General features: G+C 69.3%; 10 protein-coding genes. 5 read left to right on the plus strand and 5 right to left on the minus strand.

The genetic code is table 11. The features are described 5' to 3' along the window. Window positions 1-628: 3-hydroxyacyl-CoA dehydrogenase family protein (locus P0W64_RS22095; RefSeq protein WP_275482355.1), on the plus strand; the 628-nt coding region annotated here is incomplete at its 5' end. 416 nt (window positions 629-1044) lie between these two features. After that, complete coding sequence (locus tag P0W64_RS22100; protein ID WP_275482356.1) at window positions 1045-1737, plus strand: slipin family protein; 693 nt, start codon at window positions 1045-1047, stop codon at window positions 1735-1737. A 121-nt stretch (window positions 1738-1858) separates the two neighbouring features. Here P0W64_RS22100 and P0W64_RS22105 read toward each other — a convergent pair whose 3' ends face one another. After that, window positions 1859-2668 carry a GAF and ANTAR domain-containing protein gene (locus tag P0W64_RS22105; RefSeq protein ID WP_275482357.1) on the minus strand — a complete coding sequence of 270 codons (810 nt, stop codon included), beginning with the start codon at window positions 2666-2668 and terminating at the stop codon, window positions 1859-1861. A 116-nt stretch (window positions 2669-2784) separates the two neighbouring features. Further along, the gene (locus P0W64_RS22110; RefSeq protein ID WP_275482358.1) at window positions 2785-4791 is read right to left on the minus strand and encodes a M13-type metalloendopeptidase; all 2007 of its coding nucleotides are present in this window, start codon (window positions 4789-4791) and stop codon (window positions 2785-2787) included. A 124-nt stretch (window positions 4792-4915) separates the two neighbouring features. On the opposite strand from P0W64_RS22110, the gene P0W64_RS22115 reads away from it, so the two are divergent. Continuing rightward, window positions 4916-6979, plus strand: coding sequence for a CocE/NonD family hydrolase (locus P0W64_RS22115; protein WP_275482359.1), 2064 nt, complete (start codon window positions 4916-4918; stop codon window positions 6977-6979). 3 nt (window positions 6980-6982) lie between these two features. Here P0W64_RS22115 and P0W64_RS22120 read toward each other — a convergent pair whose 3' ends face one another. Beyond that, window positions 6983-7546 (minus strand): TetR/AcrR family transcriptional regulator, encoded by a 564-nt coding sequence (locus P0W64_RS22120; RefSeq protein ID WP_275482360.1) that lies wholly within the window; start codon window positions 7544-7546, stop codon window positions 6983-6985. A 67-nt stretch (window positions 7547-7613) separates the two neighbouring features. On the opposite strand from P0W64_RS22120, the gene P0W64_RS22125 reads away from it, so the two are divergent. Then, entirely contained in the window at window positions 7614-9113 is a 1500-nt protein-coding gene (locus P0W64_RS22125) for an MFS transporter (RefSeq protein WP_275482361.1), read from the plus strand. A 4-nt stretch (window positions 9114-9117) separates the two neighbouring features. On the opposite strand, the gene P0W64_RS22130 is transcribed toward P0W64_RS22125, so the two are convergent. Next, window positions 9118-9882, minus strand: coding sequence for a pirin family protein (locus tag P0W64_RS22130; protein ID WP_275482362.1), 765 nt, complete (start codon window positions 9880-9882; stop codon window positions 9118-9120). A gap of 201 nt (window positions 9883-10083) precedes the next feature. Here P0W64_RS22130 and P0W64_RS22135 point away from each other — a divergent pair, with 201 nt between their 5' ends. Next, window positions 10084-11697, plus strand: a complete 1614-nt coding sequence (locus P0W64_RS22135) for a hypothetical protein (RefSeq protein ID WP_275482363.1) — start codon at window positions 10084-10086, stop codon at window positions 11695-11697. Here the strand turns inward: P0W64_RS22135 and P0W64_RS22140 are convergent. Then, window positions 11662-12078, minus strand: a 417-nt coding sequence (locus tag P0W64_RS22140) for a DUF3054 domain-containing protein (RefSeq protein WP_343232897.1), incomplete at its 5' end; no start/stop codon positions are given. The genes P0W64_RS22135 and P0W64_RS22140 overlap by 36 nt on opposite strands.

Genomic DNA, 12078 nt, shown 5'->3' on the forward strand with positions numbered 1-12078 from the left:
CCTCGCGGCCGTAGGTGAGGGCGTCGACCCGGTGTACCTGGAGCAGGCGGGCCAGCAGGCCGGCTACCCGGCTGCCCCGTTGCAGCTTGCGGACGAGCTCACGCTCACGCTGATGCAGAAGATCCGCAAGGCCACGGCAGAGGCCTTGGAGGCCGAGGGTAAGTCGGTTCCGGACCACGGCGCGTTCGCCGTGGTCGACTGGATGGTCGAGAACGGTCGCGCATCCAAGAAGGACGGCGCCGGCTTCTACGACTACGCCGACGGCAAGCGCACCGGCCTATCGAAGGGCTTCCAGGAGCACTTCAAGTCGGGCAGCTCGACGCCGGACTTCAAGGAGCTGCAGGAGCGCATGCTCTTCGCAGAGGCCGTCGAGACCGTGCGCTGCCTCGACGAGGGCGTGCTGGAGTCGGTCGCAGACGCCAACATCGGTTCGATCTTCGGGATCGGCTTCCCGGCATGGACCGGCGGCGTGCTGCAGTACATCAACGGCTACGAGGGAGCCGACGGCACCATCGGCCTGAAGCCCTTCGTCGCTCGGGCGAAGGAGCTGGCGGCGAAGTACGGTGAGCAGTTCACGCCGCCCGCGTCGCTGATCGCCAAGGCCGAGGCCGGGGAGACCTACGAGTAGGTCGTCCGCCTCTTCCGACCGATCGCACCCGCCACGCCTGCATCAAGCAGGTGTGGCGGGTGTTTCGTGTGCGGTGGCGTAATTCGGTTGCCGGCGACGGTGCGGCGGTGCGAGAGTACTTGCCGGGCACGTCGAGGGGGAGCGGCCGAGGCGATGTATCGCACGAGGTTCCGCGCGTCACCTCTCGCGCGACCACCACAAAGGCACGGCCGCTGGCCCAGGGGGTTCGAGTCCCTCTCCCACAGCTGCACGCCGTCCCGGACCACGCGCCCGGTGGCCCTGCGGCGACGCGGATCGCGCTCTCCGGCAACGGAGTCCGCCTCCTGTCGCCCCGCCGCCCCGCGCACCGGGGCGGTGTGTGGCACCCACAACCGAATACATGATGGCGAATATGCAGAACGGAAAGGAGGTTCGCCATGTCATTCCTCGATTCGATCTTCGGGACGCCGCTCACGGTGCCCGTGGGCCACGTCGTGCTGGAGTACCGCGCCGGTGCGCCCGTGCGACTGATGGAGCCCGGCAGGCACCGGGTGCGCGACATGCGCGGCCTCGTCAGTGTGCGGATGCGCGAGTATCTGCTCTCCGTTGCACCGCAAGAGATTCCGACTGCGGAGTCGGTGGCGATCCGCGTGTCGATGACGCTGCGCGTGGCGGTCACCGACCCGATCGCCTATACCGAGCGCGCGGTCGATCCGGATGCCGTCGTCTACCTGGCGGCGCAGATAGCGCTGCGGGACACCGTCGTCGGGGTCCCGGTAGAGGAGCTGTTGCGTCGTGGCGATGCGGTCGACACCGCCCCGATCCTGGAGGCGGCCCGAGAGGCCGGTTCCGGCGTCGGCCTCGAGGTGCGGTCGGTGGTCGTCAAGGATATCGTGCTGCCCAGCGAGATTCGTTCCGCCGCCGTTGATCTGGTGACCGCCAAGGCACGCGGCGCCGCGCGCCTGGAAGAGGCGCGGGCGGAGACCGCGGCCCTGCGGGCGCTGGCCAACGCGGGCCGTATGCTCGACGCTTCCCCGGCTCTGGCGTCGCTGCGCATGATCCAGGCCGCGCCGGTCGGGGCGAAGGTCGTGATGGCCGTCGGCGACGGTGCCGCGCAGGCGGCCGAGTAGCCCGCGCAGCGCTCCCGAATAGAAGTACCCGCCCCCGCTGATATCACACCGGGGGCGGGAACTTCTACTCGGGACGGGCGCTTTCAGAGGGGAGTGGCGGCCGGGCAGCGTCGCGGTCGCATCAGTCCGGGCCGGCCTCGATCACCTGCGCCGCGACCTCGGCGAGCTTTACGTTGGCGTCCTGGGACAGGCGGGCGAGGAGCCGGAACGCGCCGTCGGCGTCGAGCTTGTACCGCTCCATGATCATGCCCTTGGCCTGACCGATCACATCGCGCGTGGTGAGAGCGGCGCGGATCTGCTCCTTCTCGCGAACAGCGGAGAACGCGACCGCCGCGTGGACGGCGAACAGGGAACCGATCGACGACGACTCCGCGGAGAAGGCGTGCGGATCGCGGGCCATCAGGTTGAGAGTCCCGTAGGCGTCGTTCTGCACGTAAAGACAGAAGCACTCGATCGAGCCGACGCCGGCGTCGCTCGCGGCGCGCCCGAACCGCGGCCACCGCGCGTCGGTCGCTACGTCTGGCACCTCGATCGTCGTCTTGTCGTCGAATGTCGCACCGACACAAGGGCCTTCACCGAGTTCTTGCTGCAGATCATCGATGCGCTGAGCCTCGTCGCCGACTACGACGGGGCTGGTGATCTGCCCCTTGGCGTCCACCAGCGTGACGGACGCGAAGTCCGCGCCGGGCACCTGGCCCACGGCGAATTCGGTGATCGCCGACAGTACTCGCTCCGACGACGTCGACAACTCGCGGAGCCGCCGCGCGATCTCGCCCATCCGCTCGCTGAGGGACAATTCCTCGAGTTGCAGATCCTCGACCTCGCCGACCAGGCCGAGCACCGACGGAAGCTGTTCCGTGGGCCCGCGATCCGCCGGCGCCGGGTTCGGCGCGGTCTGTGTCTGCGGTTCGTTTCGAGAGTGCACGGACACCTATCTCCTGCCCGGGTGCGGAGCTCCCGGACGCGGTCTTCTACACGGGGTCCGCCTGCTGCTGGACGGCCTGGGTGTCCCGATCGCGGGACGGCGGTAGGGGTCTGGTTACTTCGTCACCATATAGTTACCCGATCCTCCGGTGCGAGGTACAGCCCGTCTCCCTCTGACACGCCGAACGCCGAATAGAACTCAGCGAGATTCCGGGCAATCCCGTTACAACGGAACTCGGGTGGCGAGTGCGGATCGGTCGCGAGCCGCCGGATCGCCTCCTCCTCACGGCTTTTGCCGCGCCACACCTGCGCCCAGCTGAAGAACACGCGCTGCAGGCCTGTCAGTCCGTCGATCGGCTCCGGCTGGGTACCGCCCGAGGCGATTCCGTAAGCGACGAGCGCGATGCCGAGCCCGCCCAGGTCGCCGATGTTCTCCCCGATGGTGAACTCGCCGTTGACGTGGTGCGCCTCGTCCAGGTCGCGCGGGGAGAACGCCGAGTACTGGTCGATGAGCGATCGCGTGCGCGCAGCGAACTCGGTGCGGTCCTTGTCGGTCCACCAGTCCTCGAGGTTTCCGTCACCGTCGTACTTGGCTCCCTGGTCGTCGAAGCCATGCCCGATCTCGTGCCCGATCACAGCGCCGATGCCACCGTAGTTGACGGCGTCGTCGGCGTCGGGCGAGAAGAACGGAGGCTGCAGGATCGCGGCCGGGAAGACGATCTCGTTCATGCCCGGGTTGTAGTAGGCGTTGACGGTCTGCGGCGTCATGAACCACTCGTCGCGGTCGACCGGCGAGCCGATCTTCGCGAGCTCGCGGTCGTGCTCGAACTCGTTGCCGCGCCGGACGTTGCCGAGTAGATCGGACTGGTCGATGTGCAGCGACGAGTAGTCGCGCGACTTCTCCGGGTAGCCGATCTTCGGCGTGAACTTCTCGAGCTTGACCAGTGCGCGCTCACGCGTCTCGGGCGTCATCCACTCGAGCTGGGAGATGCGACGACGGTAGGCCTCGACGAGGTTGGCGACCAGCTGCGCCATCTGGTCCTTCGCCGCGGGTGGGAAGTGCCGGGCGGTGTACAGCTCGCCCACCGCGAAGCCGAGATGCTCCTCGACCAGGCCGACGCCGCGCTTCCACCGCTCCCGGTTCTCGGGCGCGCCGGTGAGGGTCGTTCCGTAGAACGAGAACCGCTGCGCGACGAATGCCTCCGACAGGTACGGGCTCCGCGCGGAGACGACGCGCCACGTCGCCCACGCCTTCCATTCATCGAGCGGGCGGTGCTGCATGAGGTCTGCCACGTGCTCGACGAACGACGGCTCCCGCACGTTCACCTCGGCGAACGGGCCGGTGTGCCCCTGCTTCGCTTCGCTCGCCCCCGGCCCGGCAACGGCGGCCGCCCAGACGTGCAGCGACAGTGCAGGGGCGGAGTCGGCGAGGTCGGCGAAGGTGCGCAGGTTGTAGGTCTTGTCGGCGTCGCGGCGGGCCACGACGTCCCAGTGTCCGGCCGCGATCGCGGTCTCCAGGTCCAGTACGGCGTCGGCAGCGGCGTCGGCGTCCGGGTGGTCGATCAGACGCAGCGTCGCCGCGACGTGCGCGACGAACTTCTCGCGGATCGGTCCGTACTGCGCCTCGCGGTAGTACGACTCGTCGGGCAACGACAGGCCGCCCTGTGCGAGTTGCATGAGATAGCGGTCGGACTGTTTCGCGTCCGTGTCCACCCCGTAGGCGAGCAGGCCCGGCACTCCCTGGCGCTGCAGCCGCCCGAGCACGCCCGCGAGCTCGGCGGTCGACGATGCCGCCTCCACTGCCGCGAGTTCGTCCGTGAGCGGCCGGGCGCCCAGCTCCTCGACGGTCTCGGTGTCCATGAAGCTGGAGTACAGCGCGCCGATCTTCTCGGCCCCGACGGCGTCGTGCTCGCCCGTGGCGCACTCCTCGACGATCGCGCGTACGTGCTCCTCGGATGCGTCGCGCAGGGCGTAGAACGCGCCGTCGCTGGACCGGTCGGCGGGGATCTCGTGCCCGGCGAGCCAGCCGCCGTTCACGTGGCCGAAGAGGTCGTCCTGGACGCGGATGTCGTCGGACACGTACTGCAGGTCGATGCCGGGGGCGAAGGAATTCACGGTCACGCCGCCCATCCTGCCAGCCGGTGAGGCCCCGAGGCGGAAGCTGAGGGGAGTCTCGGCAAATGCGTACAGGAACATGTGACGTGGGTTACTGTTCCGCCGTATATCGGGTTACTCGGCGGTAGGTGGAGGGGCCATGGCTGGAGGCTGGAGATCACGCGCGGCGCGAGCGGGGGTGTCGGTGCTGAGTGTGACGGCCCTGGTCGCGGGGCCGACCGTCGTCGCGCTCCCGGCAAAGAGTCTGCCGCAGGCCGCCGCGGCGCCGTCCTCCGCCGCCGACGAGCGGGCGTGGACCGCCTCGCATGACGCGCCGTCGAAGTACCCGAACATGAGCGTCGACTGGGACGTCCCGATCGCTATGTCGGACGGCACCGTTCTCAAGGCCAACGTGTTCCACCCGGCGGACGCCGCCGGCCGGCCGATCGCGACCAGGACGCCCACAATCGTCAACGTCACGCCCTACACCAAGCTGGTCAGCGCCATCGCCCAGGCCGCGGTCAACGTCCCCGTGCTCAGCCAGGGCCTGATCAACCTGCTCAACCTCCTCGACTTCTCAGGCACCCCGATCGCCGGTGTCGACGCGCTGCGCGACGACCTGAACAGCGGCATGATCGGCGCCTTCGCGATGGATCCGAAACTCATCGAGAGCGGTTACACCATGGTCGTCGTAGACGTCCGCGGCACCGGCAACTCGCAGGGCGTGTGGGATGTCTTCGGCAACCGCGAACAGCGGGACACCATCGAGATCCTGGATTGGGTGCGACGGCAGCGCTTCACCAATGGGCGCCTGGGCATGACCGGCATGTCGTATTCGGGCATCAACCAGTTGCAAGCCGCATCCAAGCAGCCCGCCGGCCTGCAGGCGCTGTTCCCGGTGGTACCGAGCGCCGACCTGGTATCCGACATCGTCGCTCCTGGCGGTGGCCTCGGCGTCGGCTTCCTCGGACCGTGGCTCGCGTTGGTCAACGGCCTCAAGTTCATCCCCGATCTGCGCAGTCTGCTGAATGGCACCTTCGACTGGAAGTGGCTCGCCAGCCGCCTGCAGAACCCGGCGGTGTTCGTCCCCGAGCTGGTCTCGGGGGTCACGGCCCCGACCGTGGCAGGCCTGACCCCGACGACGCAGCAGCTCCTCGACCCGAACTCGGAGCTGAGGCGCGCGTACCACACGCCGCTCGACGAGGTTACGACACCGACCTTCGCGATAGGCGCTTGGCACGATCTGTTCACGGGCACGGAATGGCAACTGCTGCAACGACTCACTGCTCTGCCGGATAGCAAGAAGAAGCTCGTGATGAGCGACCGCTACCACGCGACCGTAGGGTCGGATCTGAACAAGCGGGGCGCACCGCCGCGGATCGACGTGCTCCAGAAGGCGTGGTTCGACCACTGGCTGAAGGGCGTCGACAACGGCATCCAGGATTATCAGTCCGCGTCGATCCATCGTCTCGGCGGCGGTTGGTGGAGGGGCGGCACGTTCCCCGAGCCCGGGCAGTCGTACCAGCGGCTGTACCTGTCCGGCACACCGTCGGGTACGGCGCGCGGGGCACTCGCCGACGGCACGCTGCAGACGTCTTCGCCGCACCGTGCGGCCGAGCGCACCGTGGCGCCTGGGCTGTCGACGCTGTGCTCGAACGACACGGGGCAGGCGATGTTCGGCCTGCTGGTGTTCCAGGGCTGCACCGACGACAACCGGCTCGCCGAATCCAACGGCCTGACGTTCACGTCCGCTCCGGTGTCGAAGGGCACCGTGGTGTCCGGACCGATCAACCTGCACCTGCTCACCAAGCTGGACGCCACCGACGGGTACTGGAGCGTCATGGTCACGGACGTGGGTCCCGACGGACGTTCGTCGGTGATCAGCTCCGGTCAGCTCACCACGTCTCTGCGCGATGTCGACGACAGCCGCAGCAGCAAGGCCTCGAACGGCGACTACACGTTGCCCTACTACCGCCTCGACGTCGCCGACCGAAAGCTCGTCAAGCCCGGGCAGCTGGTGCCGCTCGACATCGGCACGCATGCGACGGACGCCTACCTCGCGCCCGGCCACCGGCTGCGCGTCGATGTGTTCGCGCTGAACCTGATCAAGGGGATGTCGCTGGGGCCGGTGACCAGCCTCTCGGGCCTCAGGCCGCAGCACGTGGTCATCGATCCGAAACAGCCGAGCTACCTCGTCGTTCCCTCGGACCGACCGCTGCGCTGACCGTCAGCGCGGGTACTCGACGGGCTCCCGGGTGGGTAGGCCGCGCAACAACGTGTCCAGGAAGAGCTCGAAACGCGGGCGTCCCGGGCCCGCATCGACGCCGGCCTGCGCGGCCCCGAGCCACGTGACGACGGAGATGCCGAAGACGTGCCAGCTCTGCTCTGCCATCGCCTCGGAGGCACCGGCGAGCCGGAAGGCGTGCACCACGCGCTCACGCAGGTGGCCGAAGGACTGCTCGTTGTGGGTGTGCGGGGCGGCGACGTGCATGGCGTAGCCGGGTACCGCGAGGAACTCGTCGTGAGCGGCCCAGGCGAGCCGGGCCAGCCAGGTACGCCAGTTGTCCACGGTGGGCTCGTCGGAGGGAACGATCCGCTCGACCATCACCTCACTGATCAGGTCGAACAGCGCCTGCCGGTGGGCGACCCAGCGGTACAGGGCCGAATGCGACACCCCCAGCCGCTGCGCCAGTTCGCGCATCGTGAGAGTGCTCAGGTCGCAGCTCAACGCCGTCTCGACGATCAACTCGCGACTGAGCCGTGCGGGGCGGCCCGCCTTCACCTCGGCCACGTCTCGAACCCTACGGCAGACATTAGAGACCAATGGTCACAAATTGTGTTAGCCTGCCCTCAGTCGAGTGGCAGGAGGTGCCGGGATGTGGGTGATGGCGGCGATCGTGGCGGGGCTTGCGGCCCTTGGGAGGCGGTTCAGGCAGCGGGCGCGCGTCGAGGTCACAGACGCTCGGGGCGGCGATCCGGGACACGCAGACGCCGCCTCCGGTCGGGGCGTGGGGCCGGGAGTGGTCGCCGTCGTGCTCCTGGCCGCGGCGCTCGCGGTGGCGTACGCGCAGGCCGTCGTCGTCACCGTTCTGCCGGTCTTCGCGGCCCGCCTGCACGTCGACGTCGTCGCGGTGACCTGGCTGCTGACGGCCTTCATGCTGGCTTCGGGCGTGGCGACCCCGCTTGCGGGGCGGCTCGGCGACCTGTTCGGTTACCGCCCGGTCCTGGTCGCCTGCGCGGGGCTCTTGGTGGTCGGCAGCGTGCTCGGCGCCGTCGCGACCGCAGGCGGTTGGTTCCCCGGCGTCGTCGCCGGCCGGGTGCTGCAGGGCCTGTCCGGCGGTGTGTTCCCGCTGACGTTCGGGATGGCACGCAGGCACATCCCGGAGAACCGGCTACCCGGTGTCGTCGCGGCGCTCAGTGCGATGTTCGGGGTCGGCGGAGCCGTGGGTACGGTGTGCGCCGGTCCGATTCTGGACGCCTTCGGGATCGAGTGGTTGTTCTGGCCGGTCGCCGCCGTCGGTGTCGCCGTCGTGGTAGGTATCCACGCCGTGCCGGAACCCAGGCCGGCTGCCGGCGCGAGTTCGGTCGACATCGTGGGCGCCGCGCTGCTCTCCGGTACGTTGGTCGCCCTCCTGCTCGGACTCAGTCAGGGCCGGGGATGGGGATGGGGCTCGCCGCCGACGGTGGCGGTGCTCGCGGCGGCGGCGTGCGGAGCCGGCTTCGTCGCGCGCGAGCGCGGGACGGCGGCGCCGCTGATCGACCTACGGCTCCTCGCGGGACGTGACCTCGGCGTCCTGAACATCGCGACCCTCGCCGTCGGTGCCGGGATGTTCGCTGCGGTGACCCTGCTGCCGCGGTTCGCGCAGACACCTACTTCGGCGGGCTACGGCTTCGGAGCGAGCGCGTCGTCGGTCGGGTTCCTGATGGTGCCGATGGCACTGGGCATGGTCGTCGCGGCGCCGATGTCGCGACGGCTGGCCGGACGATTCGGCGGTCCCACGGTCTTCGGCGGTGGCGCGGTGCTCGGTGCCCTCAGCCTGGCGGGTTTCGCCGTGCTGCACGCTCACGCGTGGCAGATCGCAGTGGTCGGCGCGGTGCTGGGTGTCGCCTACGGACTGGTGTTCGCGTCTCTCGGCAACCTGTTGATCGCCGCTGTGCCACCCGCCGACACGGGAGCCGCCACCGGGCTCAACACCGTGCTCCGCACCGTAGGGGGAGCTGCGGGGGCCCAGCTGGTCGCTGTCGTCGTCGGCGCGGATCGCGTACCGGCGGAGTCGCGGTACACGCTCGCATTCGCCGTATCAGCGTTCGTCGTCCTGCTCGCCGCAGGCGCCGGCTCCGGCCGTCGTTCGCGATAGCCGGTCAGCCGCCGAGGCGGCTGTGCATCTCCCATGCCAGGACTTCGGCGCCCTGCGCCCCGGCGACGACGGTGCGGGCCGTGCCGCCGGTCAGCCGCAGGGAGTCGCCGTCGCCCAGCGGATCGCCGGGCACGTCCTCGACGTGGGCGGTGCCCGCGGTGACGAAGAGGTGCGCGAGCGGTGAGTCCGGCAGCGTGACCGAGGTGCCGGGCGCCAGGCGGGCCACATGTAGCGCGGCGCCGCGGTTGCCGATTCGGATCGCGGCGTCGTCGCCTGGGATCCCCGACGCGACTGCGACCAGACCGCCGGCGGCGAGGTCACCGTCGACCTCCGACTGCGCGTAGCCGGGCGGGGTGTCCCACTGGTCCGGTTGGATCCACATCTGGATGAAGCGCACGTCGCCGTCCTGACCTGCCGAGCGGCCCCGACCGTCCTGGGTGGCGAAGCGGTCGTTGCGCTCGGAGTGCAGGATTCCCGTGCCCGCGCTCATCCGCTGCACCAGTCCCGGGTAGACGACGCCCGAATGTCCCTCGGAGTCCTGGTGCACGAGGGATCCGCGCAGCACCCACGTGACGATCTCGGTATTGCGGTGCGGATGGGTGTCGAAGCCCCGACCCGCGGCCACCGTCTCGTCGTTGCTGACGAGCAGTACGCCGTGGTGTGTGTTCTCCGGGTCGTACTCGTCGCCGAACGAGAAGCAGTGGCGAGACCGCAGCCAGGGGGTGTCGGTGCGCATCCGCGTGTCGGCGCGGACGACGGTCGCGTTCATTCGCTCCTCCAACGTGTCCCGGCCTTGTCGCGCCGGATGCTCCCGACCAGGATGCCATCCGAATGAAGCGACGGCGCAATGCTGCTCTCAGTATCTGTCGGTAAACTCCGCGTCTGGCATCGCAAAGCGGCGTGGCCCGCAGGCGCGGGAAGCCGCCGATCGTTAGGGTTGCCGCATGGCGGCAGGAAGGGGCGTTCCGAGGTGAGGACAAGGGCGGCGACGGTTGTCTTCGTAGCCGCGCTCGTCGCGGGTGGAGTGACCGCGTGTGGCAGAAGTGACTCGGGAGTTGCCGGGATGCTCGCCCAGTACACGTCGGCTCTCGAGAGCCTGAACGGGCTAGGCGCCTCGCAACTCACCTCCTCGCCGACGTCGGCGTCGACAGTGCTCGGCCAGACGCTCAGGGACATGCATCCGAAGAAGCTCGAGGTCGACGCGAGCAACATCCAGAAGTACTCCGGCGGGACGGCCACGTTCGACCTGCACACGCACTGGAACTTCGGGCCGGACCGCGATTGGGACTACACCACGCACGGCACCGCGACCGATCTGTCGATCGGATGGCGAATCCAGTGGGATCCCGAGATCCTCGCCCCGGGCCTGGACGCCACCACTTCCTTGCGCCAGATCCGGACGGACGCCCGGTCGCCCAGGGTGTCGGCCAAGGACGGCTCGTCCCTGATGTTCGGCGGCACGGTGCACACGCTGACGGTCGATCCCGCCAAGACCAAGGACCTCGACGCGAGCCTCGCCAAGGTAGCGAAGATCGTGAACCCCGTCGCCCCGCTCGTGACCGCGGCGTCGCTGCAGGCCTCGGCCAAGGCGAACCCCGGTAAGCCCATCGCCGTCGTCGACCTGCGCGACGACGACTACAACGTCCTGTCCGACGACCTCAAGGCGGTGCCGGGGCTGTCGTCGACACCGAAGTCCGACCTGCTCGTGTCGAATCGGCAGCTGTCGTCGCCGCTGTTCGACGGCATCCGCGGCGCATGGCAGGCCAACCGCGACGCCACACAGGGGTGGGCCGTGCAGCTGGTTCCCAAGCAGGGGCCACCGACGCGAGTGGTCGGTTACCAGGGGCCGCCCGGTCCGGACTTGAAGACCTCGGTGGATCCGAAGGTGCAGACCGCAGCCGAGAACTCCGTCGTGCAGCTCGGCCAGCCGGTCGCGATGGTGGTGCTCTCGGCATCGTCGGGCGCGGTGCTGGCGGCGGCGCAGAACAATCAGGCCTCGATGATCTCGCCGCAGTGGGCGCTTACCGGCATGAGCACTCCCGGCCCCGTGCTCGAGCCGCTGTTCTCGGCGATCAACTCCCGCGCCGGCAGCGACCCGGCCAAGCAGAAGCAGTTGCTGGCGCCGTTCGGCATCGGCACCGATTTCGCCATGACCGGTGTGCAGACCGTGACGGCGTCACTGCCCGGGCGCGACGGCGACGGCAAGGGCGAGCTGGGGGCGGACACGGTCAAGATGTCCCCGTTCGGGATGGCCGTGATGATGTCGGCCGTCGCACACGGCACCGCACAGGCGCCGTACGTCGTCGAGGGCCAGCGGTCGAAGCCGGATACGCCGCTCGGCCCGGTCCCCGACGATCTGCGCAGGGCTGTGAGCGCGAAGATCGACTCGACGATGTCGCCCAGCGGCGACGGCAGTGACCTCGCGTCCACGAAGGTGCGGGGTCTGGTCGGCACCAACGGGCCGCAGGGCCCGGGCTGGTTCGTCGGTTATCAGGGGGACAAGGTCTTCGCGGTCATGGTGACCGGGGACAAGTCCGGTGCGGGATCGCTACAGGTGGCCGGCGCGTTCCTCAGCAACATCTGACCGGGCGGCGCGGGCCAGCAGCCGCGTCGCGACCGCGCGCCAGCCGAGCAGGAACAGCCCTAGGAAGACCGCGGCCACGACGACGAACGACGGCGCGATCCCGCGCGTGGTGAGTAGGGCACGCGCGACCATGCCGACGGCGACCGTCGCGACCCAGATGATCGTGCCGTCGGGAAACAACCGGAGCGGGTGGAACGTGTGCGTCTCGGGGTTCGTGCTGCGTACCTGCGACAGCGTGTAGGCGAGCGCCCAGCCGACACCCGTGGCGACCAGGAACGGCCAGGCCACGGTCAGGATCTGAGTGGGTGCGAGCCCCTCGCCGTGGCTGTCTCGGCCGATGCCCGCGAAAACGAGTACCACGGCGAGGTCCACGAGCAGGAT

The organism is Tsukamurella sp. 8F (genome assembly GCF_029167375.1).
Taxonomy (GTDB): Bacteria; Actinomycetota; Actinomycetes; order Mycobacteriales; family Mycobacteriaceae; genus Tsukamurella.

Bases quoted from the DNA above. Each gene is read 5' to 3' on its own strand.
- P0W64_RS22100 (WP_275482356.1), top strand. From the start codon at position 1,045: ATGTCATTCCTCGATTCGATCTTCGGGACGCCGCTCACGGTGCCCGTG.
- P0W64_RS22110 (WP_275482358.1), bottom strand. From the start codon at position 4,791: ATGGGCGGCGTGACCGTGAATTCCTTCGCCCCCGGCATCGACCTGCAG.
- P0W64_RS22115 (WP_275482359.1), top strand. From the start codon at position 4,916: ATGGCTGGAGGCTGGAGATCACGCGCGGCGCGAGCGGGGGTGTCGGTG.
- P0W64_RS22130 (WP_275482362.1), bottom strand. From the start codon at position 9,882: ATGAACGCGACCGTCGTCCGCGCCGACACGCGGATGCGCACCGACACC.